The sequence below is a fragment of the Azospirillum sp. A29 genome, from assembly GCF_042604625.1.
In the GTDB taxonomy this organism is placed as follows: domain Bacteria; phylum Pseudomonadota; class Alphaproteobacteria; order Azospirillales; family Azospirillaceae; genus Azospirillum; species Azospirillum palustre.
Genome location: NZ_CP170467.1, coordinates 1191863 through 1210833, shown reverse-complemented (window position 1 = coordinate 1210833; position 18971 = coordinate 1191863). Strand labels below are relative to the sequence as shown.

The following is an 18971-nucleotide window of genomic DNA, read 5'->3' as shown; positions in this document are numbered from 1 at the left end:
TCCATTGTCACGCGCCTGTCATCGGTATCGCGTAGGACAAGGCTCCCGATCCAACGGAGACGACAGAGATGAAGGCGTTTCTCGCCACCTTCGCCGCGGTCCTGACGCTGGCGCTCGGTCATGGCGCCATTTCCCAGGCGGCGCTGGCTGACGGCGCCACCGGCAAGCTGGTGCTCTACACCTCGCAGCTGGAGCCGGACGCCCGCCAGACGGTGGAGGCCTTCAAGGCGAAGAACCCCGGCGTCGAGGTGGAGTGGATCCGCAACGGCACCACGGAACTGATGAACAAGCTGCGCGCCGAGTTCACCGCCGGGGCGCCGCAGCCGGACCTGCTGCTGATCGCCGACGCGGTAACGATGGAATCGCTGAAGGCGGAGAAGCGGCTGCAACCCTATGAGGGCGCCCCGGTCGCCGGCTTCCGCCCCGGCACGCACGATGCGCAGGGCTATTGGTTCGGCACCAAGCTGATCACCACCGGCATCGTCTACAACACCGCCGCCCCGATGAAGCCGACCTCCTGGCAGGATCTGCTGAAGCCGGAGGCCAAGGGCACCACGGTGATGCCGAGCCCGCTCTATTCGGGCGCCGCCGCCATCCACATGGCGTCGATCAAGGCGCAGCCGGCGCTGGGCATGGCCTATTACGAGGCGTTGCAGCGCAACGGCGTCACCGCGGCCAAGGGCAACGGCGGCATCCTGAAGGACGTGGCCGGCGGGGCGAAGCTCTATGGCATGATCGTCGATTACCTGCCGATCCGTGAACATTTGAAGGGCGCACCCGTCGCCTTCGTCTTCCCCAAGGAAGGCGTCAGCGCGGTCAGCGAGCCGGTGGCGATCCTCAGCACCGCGAAGAACCCGGCGGCGGCGAAGGCGTTCATCGACTTCCTGCTGAGCCGCGAGGGGCAGGAGCTGGCCTCGGCCCAGGGCTTCCTGCCGGCGCTGCCGGGGGTGAACCCGCCGCCGGGCTTCCCCGACCCGGCCGGCATCACGCTGCTGCCCTACGACCCCGCCAAGGCGTTGGCCGAGGACGAGACCAACAAGCGCGCCTTCGCCGATCTGTTCGGCGGGTGAGTGGGTTGATGCGAAATGGGAAGGTTCCCCTCTCCCCCCCGCTCACGCGCAAACTTCGTTTGCGCTGACGCGACAGGCGGACCTATGGTCCGCCGAAAGCGGGGAGAGGGTTAGGGTGAGGGGGGCGCGTTGCGAGGAGCTTCAAGAATCGCGTACTCCGATCCGTCTGTGAAAATCCACGCTGTGCATCCCCCTCACCCCGACCCTCTCCCCGGGGGGGAGAGGGGGATTGCCCCGGTTGGTCGAAGAGTGGGGAAAGGCGCTTTCCACACCTTCCCCGGCTGGCCCTTGCTCGTCGGGCTGCTGGTGCTGCTGCCGGTCCTGCGCCTGCTGTGGGAGGCCGGTGACGCCACGGTGCTGGGCCGCGTACTAAACTCCCCCACCACGTGGCGGGCCACCACCAACAGCATCGCCATCGCCGCCGGTGCCACGCTGGCGGCGGCGCTGATCGGCGGGCCGTTCGCCCTGCTGATCGGGCTGACCAACCTGCGCGCCCGCACGGCGATGAGCTTCGCCCTGATCCTGCCGCTGATGATCCCGCCACAGATCGTGGCGATGGCCTGGACCCATCTCGCCGGCTCTGGCAGCCCGATCCTGAAGCCGCTGGGGCTGGCTCCCCCGGTCGGCACGGCGAACCCGGTGCAGTCGTCCGCCGGCATGATTCTGGTGATGGGGATCGAGCATGCGCCGCTGGTCTTCCTCGCCCTGCGCGCGGCGCTGCGCGCCATCCCCGGCGACGTACTGGAAGCGGCGCGGGCGTCCGGGGCCGGACCGTGGCGGGCGGTGCGCGGCGTGGTGCTGCCGCTCTGCCTGCCGGGGCTGGTCGCCGGGCTCGCCATGGCCTTCGTCGCGGCGCTGGGAAATTTCGGGGTGCCGGCGCTGCTCGGCGTACCGGCCGGCATTCCGATGCTGCCGACGTTGATCTATCGGCGGCTGGCCGGCTTCGGACCGTCGGCCCTGCCGGAGGTGGCGGTGCTGGCGGCGCTGATCGGCATTGTTGCCTGCCTGGGCATCGCCCTCCAGACCATCCTGCAGGCGCGCATCGCCAGCCGCCTGCCCGGCGGCGCCCGGCCGTTGGCCGAGCTGCCGCTCGGGACGGCCCGCGCGCCGGTGGAACTGTTGGCCTGGGGCGTGCTGGCTCTGCTGGTCGCGGCACCGCTGACGGCATTGCTGGCGACCAGCCTCGTCAGCGTCTATGGGCTGCCCATCGGTTTTAGCACGCTGACGCTGGCCCATTACCGCGAGGTGCTGGCGCTCGATCAGGTCGGGCGGGCCTTCGCCAATTCGCTGCTGCTGTCGGGATCGGCGGCGGCGCTGCTCGCCCTGCTGGCGGTGCCGCTGGCCCATGCCATGGCGCTGTCCGGCGGCAGCGGGCGGATCGCGCGGGCGGTCGGCGTGCTGGTGGAACTGCCGCACGCCGTGCCGGGGGTGGTGCTGGGCATCGGCTGCATCCTGCTGTTCCTGAAACCGCTGCCGGGACTGGGCGTCAGCCTGTACGGCACGCTGTGGATCATCCTGGCGGCCTATCTGGTCCGCTTCCTGCCGCTGGCGCTGCGGCCAGTGCAGGCGGCCTGCGCCGCGCTCGACCCGACGGTGGAGGAGGCGGCCCGCGCGCTGGGCGCCGGGCCGCTGCGGCGGCTGGTGACGGTGGTGGCGCCGCTGGTCGCCCCGGCGGCGGCGGCCGGCGGGCTGCTGGTCTTCCTGACCGCCTTCAACGAGCTGACCGTCTCCATCCTGCTGTGGTCGCAGGGGCGCGAGACGCTGGGCGTCGTCGTCTATGCGCTGGAGGAAGGCGGCAGCCCGACGCTGGGCGCCGCCCTTGGCGTCATCGCCATCCTGGTGGTGCTGGCCGCGATGCTCGCCGCCGGCAGGTTCGGCCGCCGCCTGCCGCCGGGCGTGGTGCCCTGGCGGAGTTGAGGGGGCGGAGTTAGGGCCGGAGTTGGAGGTCCATCAAGCCGGCAGTCCCGCCGCCTTGCGCACCGCCTCCAGCACGCTCAGCACGTCGCGCGCCTGCCCGGCGGTCACCGGCGGCGGAGCGTTGTCGAGGATGGCGGCGGCAACACCACGGTAGAAGGCAGGGTAGTCGCCGCGCAACGTCTCCACCCGGCGTTCCGTCCCGTCGGCCCGGACCAGCAGGGCGTGGTTCTCGGGATCGTCCAGGCCCCAGCCGGCTTCGGTCGGCAGGCGGCCGTCGCGGAGCGCCGCCTCCTGCCCGTCCATGCCGTGCTTGAGGAAGCTGCCGCCGTCGCCATGCAGCTGGAAGCGCGGACCCGGCCGGCAGACCACCGTTCCGCAATGCAGGATCGCCCGCATCGGCCCATAGCCCAGCACGATGTGGAACCAGTCGTCGACCTCAGCGTCCGGCCGCTGGGCGCCAACATCGGCGAGGATGCGGTCGGGCATGCCGAACAGGGTCACCGCCTGATCGATCAGGTGGGCGCCGAGGTCGAACAGCACGCCCGAGCCGGGCAGCGTCCGTTCGCGCCAGCCCTGCTTGATCTGCGGACGGAAGCGGTCGTAATGCGCCTCGTAGTGATAGGGGCGGCCGACCTCGCCCGCCTCCAGGCAGGCACGCAGGGTCAGGAAGTCGTTGTCCCAGCGCCGGTTGTGGAAGACGGTCAGCAGCCGTCCCTGCCGCTTGGCCAGATCGATCAGTTCGCCGGCCTCCGCCGCGGTGGTCGCCATCGGCTTGTCGATCACCACATGCTTGCCGGCCAGCAGGGCCTCGCGGGCCAGGGGAGCGTGGCTGGTGTTGGGGGTGGCGATCACCACGAGGTCGATGCCTGGGTCGGCGATCACCGCCTCGGCCGTCGTCGCCATAGCCCCCGGTGCGCTGCGGCGGATGTCGTCGATGCGCGAGCTGGCGACCGCCGTCAGGCGCAGGCGCGGTTCGCTCCGGATCAGCGGGGCGTGGAACACCGACCCGGCAAGGCCGAATCCCAGCAGACCGACCGACAGGCTGTTCATCGTCTTGGGTCCTCTTCGCAAAAGGCTTATCCGACAGACCATGGCGTCCGCCTGGCCCCGGCGCAACAGCGCCCGCATCGGCATAGCATCGTCCCTACCCGGCCGGCGGGCCTCTGTGTAACAGCCACGTAACAACACGGGCGCCGGGAAAGCGCCGCGTTACCAAATTGTCCGCCCCGCCCATCATCGGCAGCGTACAGTGACCGCCAAGCGAACGACCGTCTTGCAACGGTCCAACAGCACCGCGTCACGGGAGGGAACCGACATGCGCGACCTGCATCCGTGTGCGAGGCCGGCCCGAAAGCCGGCCCAGAAGCCGACGAGGCTCGCACCATGACCTTGCAGACCCCATCCTACCGGCCGGCAGCCGGAGAAGAGGTGGCCCCCGGCAGCGCCACCCCGCCCAAGGCGGGCGGGCTGCGCGCGCTGGCGCAGCGGCATCTGTCGAAGCTGGTGGTCGCCCCGTCCTTCGCGGCGATCCTGCTGTTCGTCTACGGCTTCATCGCCTGGACGGTCTATATCAGCTTCACCAATTCGAAGATGCTGCCGTCCTACGAACTGGTCGGCGCCGACGCCTTCTCCAAGCTGTGGCGGATCGAGCGCTGGTACGTCGCCATCGAGAATCTACTGATCTTCGGCGGGCTGTTCATCGGCATCAGCCTGATCGTCGGTATCCTGCTGGCGGTGCTGCTCGACCAGCGCATCCGCGGCGAAGGGGCCTTACGCACCATCTATCTCTACCCGATGGCGCTCAGCTTCATCGTCACCGGCACCGCCTGGAAATGGATCCTCAATCCGGGCATCGGCGTGCAGCAGTTCGTCCGCGACCTCGGCTTTCCCGGCTTCACCTTCGACTGGATCGTCCAGCAGGACACCGCCGTCTACACGCTGGTGATCGCCGCGGTCTGGCAAAGCTCCGGCTTCGTCATGGCACTGTTCCTGGCGGCGCTGCGGGGCGTCGATCAGGAGATCATCAAGGCCGCCTATCTCGACGGCGCCAGCCTGCCGCGCATCTATTGGGGCATCGTCCTGCCGTCGGTCCGGCCGGTGTTCATGAGCGCCTTCGTCATCCTCGCCCACCTCGCGGTCAAGAGCTACGACCTCGTGGTGGCGCTGACCGGCGGCGGTCCCGGCTATGCGTCCGACCTGCCGGCGACCTTCATGTACGAGATGACCTTCCGCCGCAACCAGATCGCCATCGGGTCGGCCAGCGCGCTGATGATGCTGGCGACCGTGGTGGCGATCATCGTGCCCTACCTCTATTCCGAACTGAAGGGAGGCAAGCGTGTCTAGCCTGACCTCCGCCCTGCCGCCGGCGCAGGGCACCGGCGCCCGCATCGCCCGCTGGGGCCTGTACCTGATCCTCCTGCTGTTCGCGGCCTATTACCTGCTGCCGCTGCTGCTGATGATCGCCACCTCCTTCAAGAGCCCGGAGGAAATCCGCACCGGGTCGCTCCTGTCGCTGCCGCGCGACTTCAGCCTGGATGCCTGGAGCTATGCCTGGAACCGCGCCTGCATCGGCGCCGACTGCCGCGGCATGGCGCCCTATTTCCTCAACTCCCTGGTCATCGTCGGGCCGGCGGTGATCATCTCGACCTTCTTCGGAGCGCTGAACGGCTATGCCCTGACCAAGTGGCGGTTCCGCGGCGCCAACGTCGTCTTCGGCATGATCCTGTTCGGCAGCTTCCTGCCGTCGCAGGTGATCCTGCTGCCGATGGCGCAGACGCTGGGCTTCCTCGGGCTGGCCGGCAGCGCCGGCGGGCTGATTCTGGTCCATGTGGTGTTCGGGCTCGCCTTCACCACTTTGTTCTTCCGCAATTACTACGTCAGCATCCCCGACGATCTGGTGAAGGCCGCGACCATCGACGGCGCCGGCTTCTTCCAGATCTTCACCAAGATCATGCTGCCGCTGTCGCTGCCGATCCTGGTGGTGACGATCATCTGGCAGTTCACCCAGATCTGGAACGACTTCCTGTTCGGGGCGTCCTTCGCGGCGGGCGGCGCCCAGCCGGTGACGGTCGCGCTGAACAACCTCGTCAACACCACCACCGGCGTGAAGCAGTACAACGTCGACATGGCGGCGGCGATGATCGCCGGCCTGCCCACCCTCGTCGTCTATGTGCTCGCCGGGAAATACTTCATCCGCGGTCTGACCGCTGGCTCCGTCAAGGGGTGATCTTCCGATGGCGACTCTCAGCATCAACAATGTCCGCAAGCAGTATGGCAGCGTCGAGGTCCTGAAGGGCATCGACCTGGACCTGACGGACGGCGAATTCCTCGTCCTGCTCGGCCCCTCGGGCTGCGGGAAATCCACCCTGCTCAACATGATCGCCGGCCTGGAGACGATCAGCGCCGGCGAGATCCGCATCGACCAGCGCGTGGTCAACGAGGTCCACCCAAAGGACCGCGACATCGCCATGGTGTTCCAGTCCTACGCGCTCTATCCCAACATGACGGTGGCGCGGAACATCGGCTTCTCGCTGGAGATGCGCGGGCAGGCCAAGCCGGAGCGCGAGGGCGCCGTCCGCCGTGTCGCCAAGCTGCTTCAGATCGAGCATCTGCTCGACCGCAAGCCGGCGCAGCTGTCGGGCGGCCAGCGCCAGCGCGTCGCCATGGGCCGCGCCCTGGTCCGCGACCCCAAGGTGTTTCTGTTCGACGAGCCGCTGTCCAACCTGGACGCCAAGCTGCGCGTCGACATGCGCACCGAGATCAAGAAGCTGCACCAGCGGCTCGGCACCACGGTGGTCTACGTCACCCACGACCAGATCGAGGCGATGACGCTGGCCAGCCGCATCGCCATCATGAAGGAGGGCGTCGTCCAGCAGTTCGCCCCGCCGCAGGAGGTCTATGAGCGGCCGGCCAACATGTATGTGGCGAGCTTCATCGGCTCCCCCACCATGAACTTCGTGCGCGGCACCCTGTCGGCCGAGGGCGACCGGCTGGGCGTCAGCGTCGGGCGCGAGCGCAGCGGCTTCCTGCCGCTGTTCCAGGCGCCGGAACAGGCCGGTCACTGGCTGGGACAGGAGGTGATCCTGGGCATCCGTCCGGAGGCCATCACCTGCTACGACCCGGCGACCGCCGCCGGCAACCCGGCGCTGGTGAAGGTCGCCTGCGGCGTCAACGTGCTGGAGCCGACCGGGGCCGACACCATCACCTATGTCGAGCTGAACGGCCATGAGGTGGTCGCCCGCATCAAGCCGAGCGACCGGGTGGCCGAGGGCGAAACCGCCGACTTCATGATCGACATGGCGCGGGCGAACCTGTTCGACCCGAAGTCCGAACAGCGGATCTGAACGGCTATAGGTTCCCTCTCCCCGGGGGGAGAGAAGGGATTTTTCCCCGACCAGCGTGATTTCCAGCGCCGTTGACGGTTAACAGGCCGGCTCAATCCGCCCGCAAGGCGGGGGGGCCGGCCGTGGTCTGCCGTCGGGCAGGACCCGTTCCGACATGGGGAATGCGCTGATGAACTTTACCATCAATGGGCAAAGCGTCGAGGTCGAGGCGGACATCCGCAGCTCGCTGCTCGACCTCCTCCGCAACAGTCTGGGTTTCACCGGCACCAAGAAGGGATGCGACCAGGGCGCCTGCGGCGCCTGTACCGTGCTGGTCGACGGCGAACGCATCAATTCCTGTCTGGCGCTGGCGGTCCAGTACCAGGGCCGCAGCATCACCACCGTCGAAGGGCTGGGCAGCGACGGCGCCCTGCATCCGTTGCAGCAGGCCTTCGTCGAGCATGACGGCTTCCAGTGCGGCTATTGCACGCCGGGCCAGCTCTGTTCCGCCGTCGGCATGGCAAGCGAGATCGAACGCAACATCCCGAGCGTCGTCACCGCCGACCTGTCGGCGGACAGCGTCGCCATCGACGAGAGGGAACTGCGTGAACGCATGAGCGGCAACCTCTGCCGCTGCGGCGCCTACAACGGCATCATCGAGGCCATTTCCGAAACGCTGGTCAAGACGCCGGCCTCCCGGGCACAGGCCAAACCTCAGGAGGGGGCACGGCCATGAACCCCTTCACCTATGAACGGGCCTCGGACGCGCCGGCCGCCATCGGACTGGCGAAGGGCAACGCCGCGGCACGCTATCTCGGCGGCGGCACCAATCTGGTCGATCTGATGCGTGAGACGGTCGAGCGGCCGGAGATACTGGTCGACGTCACCGGCCTGCCGAACGACATCGAGCCGCGCGCCGGCGGCGGCCTGCTGATCGGGGCGGCGGCGACCAACACCGCGCTGGCCGCGGATGCGCATGTCCGCACGCAGTATCCGCTGCTGGCCCGCGCGATCCTCGCCGGGGCCAGCGCCCAGATCCGCAACATGGCGACGGTCGGCGGCAACATCCTGCAACGCACGCGCTGCCGCTATTTCTACGATACGGCGGCGGCCTGCAACAAACGCCAGCCGGGGGCCGGCTGCGACGCGCGCGACGGCTTCAACCGCTACCACGCCATCCTCGGCGCCTCGCCGGCCTGCGTCGCCACCCATCCGTCCGACATGTGCGTGGCGCTGGCAGCCCTCGACGCGATGGTGCATCTGGACGGGCCGGCGGGACCGCGCAGCATCGCGCTTCTCGATTTGCACCGCCTGCCCGGCGATCGGCCGGACATCGAGACGGAGCTGAAGCCGGGAGAGCTGATCACCGCGGTCGAACTCCCGGCCCTGCCCTTCGCCCGCCGCTCGACCTACCGCAAGGTGCGCGACCGCGCGAGCTATGCCTTCGCGCTGGTCTCGGTCGCCGCCGCCCTCGATCTCGCCGAGGACGGGACGGTGCGCGACGTGCGGCTGGCGCTCGGCGGTGTCGCCCACAAGCCGTGGCGGGCTTTGGCGGCCGAAGCCGCGCTGAAGGGCCGGCCGGCCACGCCGGAAAGCTTCCGCGCCGCCGCGGAGGCGGAACTCGCCGCCGCGACCGGGCTTCGCGACAATGCCTTCAAGATCGAGCTGGCGAAACGGACCATCGTCGCCGTCCTCGGCGACCTGACAGGAGACGAGGCATGAGCGCGCAATCCGACGCCGCCGCTTCCCGGCCCGGCCGCTGGCAGCCGGCGGTCACGCAGGATCCGTTGCTCCGCAAGCATGGGGCGCAGGGGGAAGGCGCGCTAGGCCAGCCGGTCTCGCGCATCGAAGGGCCGCTGAAGGTCCAGGGCAAGGCGCGCTTCGCCGCCGAGTTCCCCTATGAGGGGCTCTGCTACGCCGCACTCGCCTTCAGCACCGTCGCGCGCGGGCGGATCGTGGCGCTCGACACCGCGGCGGCCGAAGCGGCGCCCGGCGTCGTGCTGGTCATGACCCACCGCAACGCGCCGCGGATGAAGGCGCCGTCGCTGATGATGTCGTCGCCAACCGCCGCCGGGGCGAGCGACCTGCCGGTCATGCAGGACGACGAGATCCATTGGAACGGCCAGCCCATCGCCGTCGTCCTCGCCGAGACGCAGGAGCAGGCCGACCATGCCGCCTCGCTGGTGACGGCCGACTATGCGCCGCTGCCGGCGGTGACCTCGTTCGACGAGGCCAGGAAGACGCCGCGCCAGCTCGACAACCTCCTGGGCCAGCCGCCGGTGGTCGAGATCGGCAATGCCGAGGCGGCGCTGAAAGGTGCGGCGGTGCAGGTGGACCAAATCTACCGGACGCCGCGTCACAACCACAACGCCATCGAACTGCACGCCGCGACCGTCGCCTGGACCGGCGACGAACTGCGGGTGCATGACGCCAGCCAGTTGCTCGACCTGACCGCCGGGCAGCTGGCCGACATCTTCGGGCTGGAGGCGGACAAGGTTCGCGTCTCCTCCCCCTATGTCGGCGGCGGTTTCGGCGGCAAATGCCTGTGGGACCACCAGATCCTCGCCTGCGCCGCCGCCAAGCTCGCCGGCCGGCCGGTGCGCATCATGCTGTCGCGAGAGGGGGTGTTCCGCATCGTCGGCGGCCGCACGCTGACGGAACAGCGGGTGGCGCTCGGCGCCGGCGCCGACGGCAGGCTCGACGCGCTGATCCACACCGGCATCGCCGCGATGACCGCGCATAACTCCTGCCCCGAGCAGTTCACCTTCCCGGCCCGCCACCTCTATGCCGCCAAGACCATCCGGCTGGCCCAGGAGGTCGCCGACATGGACATGCTGGCGAACACCTTCATGCGGGCACCCGGCGAGTCCGTCGGCACCTTCGCGCTGGAATGCGCCATCGACGAGCTGGCCGAAAAACTCGGCCTCGATCCCATCGAGCTGCGCCGGCGCATCGAGCCGGAGAAAGATCCGACCAGCGGCAAGCCCTTTTCCGCCCGCCACCTGATCGACGCCTACGACAAGGGCGCGGAACGGTTCGGTTGGAACCGCCGCAGCGCGACGCCGCGCCGGCAGCGGGACGGCGAATGGCTGATCGGCATGGGCTGCGCCACGGCGACCTACCCCTACCACCGCTTCCCCGGCGGTGCGGCGCGGATCAGGCTGACGGCCGGCGGTCAGGTCACCGTCTCGACCGCGGTGCACGACATGGGGATGGGCACGGCGACGGCGCAGGTCCAGCACATCGCCGCCCGGCTCGGCGTGCCGCTTGCCCAGGTCAGTTTCGAGTATGGCGACACGACCCTGCCGCGCGGGGTGATCGCCGGCGGCTCGACGCAGACCGCCTCCATCGGCGGTGCCGTCATCGCCGCGACGGAAGTCTTCGTCGAGGAACTGCTGAAGCTCGCCGGCAACGATTCGCCGCTGGCCGGCCTGTCGCTGGCCGATGTCGAGACGCGGGACGGCGGCATCGGCCACCGTGACGATGCCGCACGCTTCGAAAGCTACGAGTCGATCCTGCGCCGGTCGGGACGCGGCGAGCTGGTCTGCGAGGCCGAAGCGCCGCCGCCGGCGGAGATGGAAGCCTTCTCGATGCATTCCTACGGCGCGCAGTTCTGCGAGGTCCGGGTCAGCGAGATCACCGGCGAGGTCCGCGTCTCGCGCTTCCTCGGCTCCTTCGACGCCGGCCGCATCCTGAACGCCAAGACGGCGACCAGCCAGTTCAAGGGCGGCATCATCATGGGGATCGGGCTGGTGCTGACCGAGGAGACCAACTTCGACCCGCGCACCGGCCGCATCGTCAACGCCTCGCTCGCCGACTATCACGTGCCGGTGCAGATGGACATTCCCGCCATCGAAATCCTCTACACCGACATCCCCGACCCGCAGGCGCCGATGGGCGCCCGCGGCATCGGCGAAATCGGCATCACCGGCGTCGGCGCCGCGGTCGCCAACGCCGTCTACAACGCCACCGGCAAGCGCATCCGCGACCTGCCGATCACGCTCGACAAGCTGATGTGACGCTTCGTTGACCTCGATTTGGGAATTCGGTTCACAGGTGATTGGGCGGGAGAGGCGGTTTGCGGACGGCCTCTCCCGCCCTATGTCTCGTTCCCAAGCGAAGTGACGCGCTACGGCGCCGGTTAGGAGAGAGAACAGGATGCAGACCGTGAAAGCGAATGGCGCCGAGATTCCCGCGCTGGGCTTCGGCGTTTTCCGCATGTCGGACGAGGAGGTCGAGCGGGTGGTGCCGGCGGCGCTCGAAGCCGGTTTCCGCCATTTCGACACCGCGCAGATCTACCGCAACGAAGGCGCCCTCGGCCGTGCCCTGCAAGCCGCAGGCGCCCGCCGCGACGAGCTGTTCCTGACCACCAAGGTCTGGGTCGACAAATACAGCCCCGATCTGTTCGCCGCGTCGGTCGATGAAAGCCTGGAGAAGCTGAAGGTCGACCGGGTCGATCTGCTGCTGCTGCACTGGCCGGCCGATCAGGTCGCCATCGCCGACCAGATCGAGATGCTGAACGCGGTGCAGGCCGCCGGCAAGACCCGCTTTATCGGCGTCAGCAACCAGAACATCGCCCAGCTGCGGGAGTCGGTCGAGCGCAGCCAGGCCCCCATCGTCACCAACCAGATCGAGGTCCATCCCTATCTCGACCAGAGCGCGATGGCGGCGGCGGCCAGGGATCTCGGCGTGGCGATCACCGCCTATTACGCCATGGCCGACGGTAAAGTGCCGCGCGATGCGGAGTTGCAGCGGATCGGCGCCAAACACGGCAAGACGGCGGCCCAGGTGACGCTGCGCTGGCTGATCCAGCTGGGCCACATCGTGCTGTCGAAGACTGCCAAGCCGGAGCGGGTGCCGGAGAATTTCGCAGTGTTCGACTTCGCGCTGGACGATGGGGACATGGCCGCGATTGCGACGCTGGCGCAACCGAACGGGCGGATCGTCAGCCCGGCGGGGCTGGCGCCGGCTTGGGACAAGTGAGTTGGGGGTGGTCGGTTTGTAATCAGTAAAGCCGATTCTTTGCCAACGGGAGGCCGTAGACTTCGACATAGCTGTTGGACGAGCGGATGGCCTCCCGGTTCTGTGCCAGCCATTGCAGGGTATGCGGATTCTCTTCTTCGTTCCCCGCCATTTCCGGCACCGGTACAGAGGCATCTACTGCGTGGACGGGCTCGGCCATGTGCTTTCCCCTATCCGCTTAAATATTATGGTGCCGGTGATTGCGATACTGATCAAGAAGCACCGCACTTCATTCCCTCTCCCGGGGCGGGAGAGGGCGATGGTCGGCATCCCCTCACAACATCCGAGGCAGGGTCACCCGCACCCGCAAGCCGCCGCTGGCGCGGTTGCTCAGCTCGATGCGGCCCTGGTGGGCCTCGACGATGGACTTCACGATGGACAGGCCGAGACCGCTGCCGCCGGTCTTGCGGTTGCGGGAGCCTTCCAGCCGGACGAAGGGCTTGAAGACGTTGGCGATCTCCGCCTCCGGGATGCCCGGCCCCTCGTCGCAGACGTCGACGACGATCTCGACCGCGTCGGCATCGACGGAGACGGTGGCGCGCTCGCCGTACTTGATGGCATTGTCGATCAGGTTGGCGAAGGCGCGGCGCAGGCTGGACGGGCGGCCGGCAAGGCGAAGCTGGCGGGCCTGCTCGAAACGGTCGCTGCGCTCCATCCCGCCGCCGAAGATGGTGCGGACGGCGGCGAACTGGAGCGGCGGCGGCTCGTGGTAGGTCACCGGCGAGCCGGTGTCGGCATAGTCGTCGCACAGGCTCTGCAACAGGCTGGCGAAGGCAACCACCTCGACCTCCTCGCGCAGCACGTCGTCGCCGAGGAACTCCAGCGTCGCGGTGACCATCGCCGCCATCTCGTCGATGTCGGCCATCATCTTGGCACGCAGCGCATCGTCATCGACATATTCGGCGCGCAGCCGCAGCCGCGTCGCCGGGGTGCGCAGATCGTGGCTGATCGCCGCCAGCAGATGGGTGCGCCCCTCCATCAGGTCGCGGAGCGCATTGCGCGCCTGGTTGAAGGCGCGGGCGAGCGAGGCGACCTCCTCCGGCCCGTCCTCCGGCAGCGGGCGGGGATGCAGGCGGTCGTGCGGGCGGGTCGCCTGCTCGGCCAGCGATTCCAGCGGGCGGACCAGCCGGCCGGGCAGCCACAGCAGCAGTCCCAGCGCCAGACCGAAGGCCGCCAGACCGGCCAGCACCATCTCGAACGGCGTGGTCCGCGGCCGCCAGAAGCGCTGGCTGGCGAACTCCAGCCAGCCGCCGCCGGCAAGCTGGACATAGACACGGGCGTCGCGCAGCTGGGCCGCCGTGTCCTCCGCCACCAGGGACAGGGATTCCGCCAGCGTCTGGGCGCGGGCGGAATGGACGGACAGCAGGGCGCGCTGGACGGCGACGAACACCGGGCGCGGCGCGTCGACCACCCCCTCCAGCACCCAGCCGGCGGGCACGGCCGGCGTGCCGGGACCCTGCCAGGACACCGACAGGTCGGGCAGCCCGCTCAGCGCCAGCGCCGGCCCGGCGGCGATGCCGTCCAACAGCGCGCGGTCGGCCGCCTCCACCGCCGCTGCCATCGCTGGTCCCAGCCGGTGGGCGGTCAGCAGCTCCCGCGCACGGTCGTCGACCAGCTGCATGCCGACCAGCGCCCCGCCATGGGTCAGCACCAGCAGCGCCACCATCGCCGCCAGGATGCGGTGGCGGAGCCGGGCGGCGCGCAGGTGAACCGGCAGCAGGCGCTCAAGCGCCACGGCTCAGTCCGGAAGAGGCGGCTTCGCCCTGGTCCACCACCGTCGCGGTGAACTGATAGCCGATGCCGCGCACCGTCTTGATCAACCCGGAACCGCCCGGCCCCTCCTCCAGCTTGCGGCGCAGGCGGCTGATCTGGATGTCGATGCTGCGGTCGAAGGGGATCGAGGTGTCGCCGCGGTGCTTCTCCAGCAGCTCGGTGCGCTCCACCACCTGGGGGGCGCGTTCCAGCAGCGTGCCGAGCAGGGCGTATTCACCCTGGCTGAGATGGACCACAACCCGGTCCGGCGTGCGCAGCTCCCGCCGCCCCTGGTCGAGCGACCAGCCGGCGAAGCCCAGCACGCGCGGCCGTTCACGCACCGGCTCCGGCCCGCCGCAGCGGCGCAGGATGGCGCGGATGCGGGCCAGCAGTTCGCGCGCGCTGAAGGGCTTGACCAGATAATCGTCGGCGCCGACCTCCAGCCCGACGATGCGGTCGACCTCGCTGCCCATGGCGGTCAGCATGATGACCGGGGTTTCGGATTTGGCGCGCAGCGAGCGGCACAGGCTTGTCCCGTCCTCCCCCGGCAGCATGACGTCGAGCACGATGAGATCGACCGGCCATTGCGCCAGCACCCGCGCCATCTCGCGCCCGTCGCCGGCGGTGGAGACGCGGAAGCCGCTCTTCACCAGGAAATCATGCAGCATGTCCCGGATCTCGGGATCGTCGTCCACGACCAGGAGATGGCGCGCGCGCTCCATGGCGTCCCTTCCCTCTTCCGTTCCCTGCCCCGCGGAGGGGGGCTTTCTTGTTCGTTGGGCCCGAGTGTAGCCTCCCCCGCCGGTCCGGGTACAGTGCGCCGCGCGGGCCGTTTTGTAACGGTTGCGTAACAGCGGCGCGGCCGTGATAAGGCGTTGTTACCAAATAATCCGGGCGCCGAATTGCACGCGGGATAGAGTTCCTCCAGCGGCCGGACGGTGGACAGCCGGGGCCGGCAGGAAAACCGAACGAAGACAGGGAACAGGGGGAAATGTCCAAAATGCCGTCTCTCAGCAAATCCATCCTCGGCATGACCGCGACCAGCATGATTGCCCTGGCGACCATCATGGCCGGCGCCCTCATGGCCGCGCCCGCCAAGGCCGAGCCGGCGGTGGAGGTTCTGCATTACTGGACGTCCGGCGGCGAATCGAAGGCGGCGGGCGCGCTGCGCCAGGATTTCGAGGCGGCAGGCGGCAAGTGGATCGACGCGCCGGTGGCGGGCGGCGGCGGCGACGCGGCCAGCACCGTGCTGCGCTCCCGCGTGCTGGCCGGCGACCCGCCGAATGCCGTGCAGCTGAAGGGTCCGAACATCAAGGACTGGGCGGCGCAGGGCAAGCTGGCGACGCTGGACGAGGTCGCCAAGGCGGAGAACTGGGACGCCATCCTGCCGCCGCAGATCCGCGACGTGGTGACCTACAAGGGCCATTACTACGCCGTGCCGGTGAACATCCACCGCGTCAACTGGATGTGGGTGAACCCGCAGGTCATGCAGAAGGCCGGCGTCGTCATCCCGAAGACCTGGGACGAGTTCAACGCCGCCGCCGACAAGCTGAAGGCCGCCGGCATCATCCCGCTGGCCCATGGCGGGCAGCCTTGGCAGGAAGGCGCCCTGTTCGAGGACGTCACCCTCGGCCTCGGCGGTCCAGACTTCTACCGCAAGGCGCTGGTGGAGCTGGACGCCAAGGCGCTGACCAGCGACACCATGGTCAAGGTGTTCGACCAGATGCGCAGGCTGCGCGGCTATGTCGATGACGGCTTCCCCGGCCGCGAATGGAACCTTGCAGCCGGCCTGCTGATGAACGGCCAGGCCGCCATGCAGATCATGGGCGACTGGGAAAAGGGCGAGCTGACCGCTGCCGGCAAGGTGGCGGGCAAGGACTTCGTCTGCGCCCATGTGCCGGGGCAGTTCGGCTACATCGTCAATTCCGACAGCTTCGTCATGTTCAGCTCGGCCAACGCCGACCGCACCGCCGGCCAGAAGCTGCTAGCCAAGCTGATCCTGGGCAAGAAGTTCCAGGAGACCTTCAACGTGCTGAAGGGCTCCATTCCCGCCCGCCAGGACATGGCGCGCGACAGCTTCGACGAATGCGCCGTCAAGTCGATGGACGATCTGAAGACCGCCATCGACACCAACAGCGCCGTGCCCTCGATGGCCCACGAGATGGCGGTCCCCGGTGCCGTGCGCGGCGCCTTCCTCGACGTGGTGACGGCCCACTTCAACTCCACCATGACCTCGCAGGAGGCGGTGAAGCGTCTGGCCGAAGCCGTCGATCTGGCGAAGTAAGCCTCTGCTTTCCTCGCGTGTCGTCTCTCCTTCTCTGGTGTTGCGCGTGACCTTGGAAAGCCCCTCTTCCGCATGGGAGGGGGGCTTCTTTTCATGTGCGCATCGGGGCGGGCATCAGGGCGTGATCGCCACCTTCAGCACGCCGTCGCGCTGGTGGCCGAACAGATCGTAGGCGTCCTCGATCCGCTCCAGCGGGAAGCGGTGGGTGACCAGCGGCTTGAGGTCGACACGGCCGGAGGCGACGACGCCCATCAGCCGGCGCATCCGCTCCTTGCCGCCGGGGCAGAGCGAGGTGACGATGGTGTGGTCGCCGAGACCGGCGGCGAACGGCCCCAGCGGCAGGCGCAGGTCGCTGGAATAGACGCCGAGGCTGGACAGGGTGCCGCCCGGCCGCAGCACGCGCAGCGCCGCCTCGAAGGTCGCCTGGGTGCCCAGCGCCTCGATGGCGACATCGACGCCGCGGCCGTCGGTCAGCCGCATTATCTCTTCCACCGGATCGGCTTGGCGGAAATCCACCGCATGGTCGGCCCCCATCCGCCGCGCCATCTCCAGCCGCACCGGCACGGTGTCGACGGCGATGATGGTGGTGGCGCCCTTCAGCCTGGCGCCTGCGGTGGCGCACAGGCCGATGGGGCCTTGCGCGAACACCACCACCGTGTCGCCGATGCGGATGTTGCCGCGCTCCGCCCCGGCGAAGCCGGTGGACATGATGTCGGGGCACATCAGCACCTCCTCGTCCGTCAGCCCGTCGGGCACGGGAGCGAGGTTGACCATCGCGTCCGGGACCAGCAGGTATTCGGCCTGGGAGCCGTCGATGCTGTTGCCGAAGCGCCAGCCACCCAGCGGCTTCCAGCCATGCCGGGTGCCGGCGCCGTCCTGGGAATGGCAGCCGCACAGGCAGGCGTTGCTGTGGCCGCTGGGGGTGATGGCCCCGGCGATCACCCGCTGCCCCTCCCGGTAGCCGGTGACGGCGGAGCCCAGCCTCTCGATGATGCCGACCGGCTCATGGCCGATGGTCAGGCCGCGGGCAACCGGATATTCGCCCTTCAGGATGTGGATGTCGGTGCCGCAGATCGTCGTCGTGGTGATGCGGATCAGCGCGTCGAGCGGCCCGACGTCGGGGACCGGCTTGTCGTCCAGCACGATGCGGCCCGGTTCGACGAACACCGCCGCTTTCATCATGACCATGGCGTCCTCCCATTATGGTGGCCGCCGGTCCCGGACCGGTTTGGCGCGAACATCGCAAACGGCCCGCGGCCGGCGCTGTGCTTCACGCCGGCCAGTCTAACGCGACGGGGAGGACGTTTGCGTTGATGCAGATTAACCGGTCGCGGGAAATCACCCTTCCCCGCGCCGGCGCCGCTTGTTTTTTCATGAGGCGGCGGGGCCGTCGCCCGGAAGAGCCGTCACCTGGCAGCAGGGAAAGCGCAGGGTCGTCTTCACGCCGCGCTCCGGCCGCGGCTCGATGTCGAGGCTGCCGCGCAGTTGCAGGGCAAGCTGCTGGATGATCCGGCCGCCCAGCCCGGTTCCCTGCGGCCGGTCGGACAGGATGCCGACCCCGTCGTCGCAGACACACAGCACGCACCCGGTCGCCTCCTTGCGGAAGCTCAGCTCGATGCGGCCGGCCCGGCCGTCGGGGAAGGCGTATTTCAGCGCGTTGGTGACCAGTTCGTTGGCGATGGTGCCGACCGCCACCGCGACCCCCATGTCGAGATCGGCATCGTCCACCTCGGCGCTGATCGCCACCGGCTGCACCCCGACGACGCCGAGCTGGATGTCCTCGACCAGACTTTCCAGGAAATCCTTCGAACTGACGATGTTGACGCCTTCCACCCGGCGCAGCCGGACATAAACGCGGGCCAGCACGCCGATCCGCTCGATGGTGCCGCTGACGATGTCCTGCCCCGCCCCCGCCTTGTGGGCGGCGAGCGTCAGCTGGGCGCAGATCTGTTGCAGGTCGTTGCGGATCCGGTGGTGGATCTCATGCAGCATCAGATCCTTTTCCGCATTGGCGGCGGCCAGCCGGTCCGAATACTCGCGCAGCCGCTCGTTCGCCCGGCGCAGGGCATGGGCGCCGCCGGCAATGCCGAAACCAAGGATCATATAGATGAGGAAGGCCAGCCGGTCGCCCGGCTCGGCGATCCACAGCATCCCCTCCGGCTTCATGAAGAGCCAGGCCGAACACAGACCCGACAGCGCAACCGCCAGATAGCCCGACCCGCGGTCGAACAGCAGGGCGACGACGAAGATGGTCGGGATGAAGAGCAGGAACGGGTATTTGAACAGCAGCGGATCGAGCGCATGGCGCACCAGCGCCGTCAGCCCGACCAGCAGCAGCGTGATCCCATATTGTGCCCAAGCGGCGCGTGGGAGGCTGGACGACAGCCGGCGAAAAAAGTCTTCCATACCCCGTTCCCTGCTCCGAACGCCGCAACGGAACGGTAACAACCGGCATGTGAAATCGGATGACCCGGGTATGCACACAATCATGTGACGAATTGCGTCCAGGCTCCGGTCGGCCATACCGGCGGGGGAGTCTTTCGGGGGAGCCGGCCTTGGCCGCCGGCCCCGCACCCCCATCTGCAAGGCCAATCCCGAAAAACC

Annotated in this window: 16 protein-coding genes; 10 read left to right on the top strand and 6 right to left on the bottom strand. The window is 68.8% G+C overall.

The genetic code is table 11. The annotated features are described in order from the left end of the window. Nucleotides 1-68 precede the first annotated feature (68 nt). Nucleotides 69-1070: an ABC transporter substrate-binding protein gene (locus tag ABNQ38_RS33580; protein ID WP_377810596.1), complete on the top strand. Its 1002-nt coding sequence runs from the start codon at nucleotides 69-71 to the stop codon at nucleotides 1068-1070. Nucleotides 1071-1319: 249 nt separating this feature from the next. Next, nucleotides 1320-2987, top strand: a complete 1668-nt coding sequence (locus ABNQ38_RS33575) for an ABC transporter permease (RefSeq protein ID WP_377810595.1) — start codon at nucleotides 1320-1322, stop codon at nucleotides 2985-2987. A 33-nt stretch (nucleotides 2988-3020) separates the two neighbouring features. On the opposite strand, the gene ABNQ38_RS33570 is transcribed toward ABNQ38_RS33575, so the two are convergent. Beyond that, entirely contained in the window at nucleotides 3021-4037 is a 1017-nt protein-coding gene (locus tag ABNQ38_RS33570) for an oxidoreductase (RefSeq protein ID WP_377810594.1), read from the bottom strand. Nucleotides 4038-4370: 333 nt separating this feature from the next. On the opposite strand from ABNQ38_RS33570, the gene ABNQ38_RS33565 reads away from it, so the two are divergent. The 7 genes from ABNQ38_RS33565 (at nucleotide 4371) to ABNQ38_RS33535 (ending at nucleotide 12292) form a co-directional block, all read left to right on the top strand. Continuing rightward, on the top strand, nucleotides 4371-5330 hold the full coding sequence (locus ABNQ38_RS33565) for a carbohydrate ABC transporter permease (RefSeq protein WP_377810593.1): 960 nt from the start codon (nucleotides 4371-4373) through the stop codon (nucleotides 5328-5330). After that, nucleotides 5323-6213, top strand: coding sequence for a carbohydrate ABC transporter permease (locus ABNQ38_RS33560; protein WP_377810592.1), 891 nt, complete (start codon nucleotides 5323-5325; stop codon nucleotides 6211-6213). Before ABNQ38_RS33565 ends, ABNQ38_RS33560 begins: the two co-directional genes overlap by 8 nt. 7 nt (nucleotides 6214-6220) lie before the next feature. Continuing rightward, on the top strand, nucleotides 6221-7330 hold the full coding sequence (locus tag ABNQ38_RS33555; protein WP_377810591.1) for an ABC transporter ATP-binding protein: 1110 nt from the start codon (nucleotides 6221-6223) through the stop codon (nucleotides 7328-7330). A gap of 169 nt (nucleotides 7331-7499) precedes the next feature. Continuing rightward, nucleotides 7500-8045, top strand: coding sequence for a 2Fe-2S iron-sulfur cluster-binding protein (locus ABNQ38_RS33550; protein WP_377810590.1), 546 nt, complete (start codon nucleotides 7500-7502; stop codon nucleotides 8043-8045). Further along, the gene (locus ABNQ38_RS33545; RefSeq protein WP_377810589.1) at nucleotides 8042-9031 is read left to right on the top strand and encodes an FAD binding domain-containing protein; all 990 of its coding nucleotides are present in this window, start codon (nucleotides 8042-8044) and stop codon (nucleotides 9029-9031) included. The genes ABNQ38_RS33550 and ABNQ38_RS33545 overlap by 4 nt, the downstream gene beginning before the upstream one ends. Next, the gene (locus ABNQ38_RS33540) at nucleotides 9028-11328 is read left to right on the top strand and encodes a xanthine dehydrogenase family protein molybdopterin-binding subunit (RefSeq protein WP_377810588.1); all 2301 of its coding nucleotides are present in this window, start codon (nucleotides 9028-9030) and stop codon (nucleotides 11326-11328) included. The genes ABNQ38_RS33545 and ABNQ38_RS33540 overlap by 4 nt, the downstream gene beginning before the upstream one ends. Nucleotides 11329-11467: 139 nt before the next feature. Further along, nucleotides 11468-12292 carry an aldo/keto reductase gene (locus tag ABNQ38_RS33535; protein WP_377810587.1) on the top strand — a complete coding sequence of 275 codons (825 nt, stop codon included), beginning with the start codon at nucleotides 11468-11470 and terminating at the stop codon, nucleotides 12290-12292. Between the two features lie 22 nt (nucleotides 12293-12314). Here the strand turns inward: ABNQ38_RS33535 and ABNQ38_RS33530 are convergent, their stop codons facing one another. From ABNQ38_RS33530 to ABNQ38_RS33520, 3 genes are all read right to left on the bottom strand, one after another. Further along, nucleotides 12315-12491 carry a type II toxin-antitoxin system CcdA family antitoxin gene (locus tag ABNQ38_RS33530; RefSeq protein ID WP_377810586.1) on the bottom strand — a complete coding sequence of 59 codons (177 nt, stop codon included), beginning with the start codon at nucleotides 12489-12491 and terminating at the stop codon, nucleotides 12315-12317. Nucleotides 12492-12605: 114 nt separating this feature from the next. Further along, a complete protein-coding gene (locus tag ABNQ38_RS33525) occupies nucleotides 12606-14066 on the bottom strand; it encodes an ATP-binding protein (RefSeq protein ID WP_377810585.1) in 1461 nt (486 codons plus the stop codon). After that, nucleotides 14056-14805, bottom strand: coding sequence for a response regulator (locus ABNQ38_RS33520; RefSeq protein ID WP_098737837.1), 750 nt, complete (start codon nucleotides 14803-14805; stop codon nucleotides 14056-14058). The genes ABNQ38_RS33525 and ABNQ38_RS33520 overlap by 11 nt, the downstream gene beginning before the upstream one ends. Nucleotides 14806-15083: 278 nt before the next feature. On the opposite strand from ABNQ38_RS33520, the gene ABNQ38_RS33515 reads away from it, so the two are divergent. Further along, the gene (locus ABNQ38_RS33515) at nucleotides 15084-16367 is read left to right on the top strand and encodes an ABC transporter substrate-binding protein (protein WP_377810584.1); all 1284 of its coding nucleotides are present in this window, start codon (nucleotides 15084-15086) and stop codon (nucleotides 16365-16367) included. A gap of 114 nt (nucleotides 16368-16481) precedes the next feature. Here the strand turns inward: ABNQ38_RS33515 and ABNQ38_RS33510 are convergent, their stop codons facing one another. Together ABNQ38_RS33510 and ABNQ38_RS33505 are read right to left on the bottom strand one after the other, a co-directional pair. Then, complete coding sequence (locus ABNQ38_RS33510) at nucleotides 16482-17555, bottom strand: NAD(P)-dependent alcohol dehydrogenase (protein WP_377810583.1); 1074 nt, start codon at nucleotides 17553-17555, stop codon at nucleotides 16482-16484. 183 nt (nucleotides 17556-17738) lie between these two features. Further along, a complete protein-coding gene (locus tag ABNQ38_RS33505) occupies nucleotides 17739-18773 on the bottom strand; it encodes a sensor histidine kinase (protein WP_377810582.1) in 1035 nt (344 codons plus the stop codon). Between the last annotated feature and the right edge of the window lie 198 nt (nucleotides 18774-18971).

Excerpts from the sequence above, each read along its gene's own strand:
- ABNQ38_RS33545 (WP_377810589.1), top strand. The coding sequence starts at position 8,042 with ATGAACCCCTTCACCTATGAACGGGCCTCGGACGCGCCGGCCGCCATC.
- ABNQ38_RS33505 (WP_377810582.1), bottom strand. The coding sequence starts at position 18,773 with ATGGAAGACTTTTTTCGCCGGCTGTCGTCCAGCCTCCCACGCGCCGCT.
- ABNQ38_RS33580 (WP_377810596.1), top strand. The coding sequence starts at position 69 with ATGAAGGCGTTTCTCGCCACCTTCGCCGCGGTCCTGACGCTGGCGCTC.
- ABNQ38_RS33570 (WP_377810594.1), bottom strand. The coding sequence starts at position 4,037 with ATGAACAGCCTGTCGGTCGGTCTGCTGGGATTCGGCCTTGCCGGGTCG.
- ABNQ38_RS33515 (WP_377810584.1), top strand. The coding sequence starts at position 15,084 with ATGCCGTCTCTCAGCAAATCCATCCTCGGCATGACCGCGACCAGCATG.
- ABNQ38_RS33510 (WP_377810583.1), bottom strand. The coding sequence starts at position 17,555 with ATGGTCATGATGAAAGCGGCGGTGTTCGTCGAACCGGGCCGCATCGTG.
- ABNQ38_RS33530 (WP_377810586.1), bottom strand. The coding sequence starts at position 12,491 with ATGGCCGAGCCCGTCCACGCAGTAGATGCCTCTGTACCGGTGCCGGAA.
- ABNQ38_RS33535 (WP_377810587.1), top strand. The coding sequence starts at position 11,468 with ATGCAGACCGTGAAAGCGAATGGCGCCGAGATTCCCGCGCTGGGCTTC.
- ABNQ38_RS33555 (WP_377810591.1), top strand. The coding sequence starts at position 6,221 with ATGGCGACTCTCAGCATCAACAATGTCCGCAAGCAGTATGGCAGCGTC.
- ABNQ38_RS33565 (WP_377810593.1), top strand. The coding sequence starts at position 4,371 with ATGACCTTGCAGACCCCATCCTACCGGCCGGCAGCCGGAGAAGAGGTG.
- ABNQ38_RS33520 (WP_098737837.1), bottom strand. The coding sequence starts at position 14,805 with ATGGAGCGCGCGCGCCATCTCCTGGTCGTGGACGACGATCCCGAGATC.
- ABNQ38_RS33540 (WP_377810588.1), top strand. The coding sequence starts at position 9,028 with ATGAGCGCGCAATCCGACGCCGCCGCTTCCCGGCCCGGCCGCTGGCAG.
- ABNQ38_RS33550 (WP_377810590.1), top strand. The coding sequence starts at position 7,500 with ATGAACTTTACCATCAATGGGCAAAGCGTCGAGGTCGAGGCGGACATC.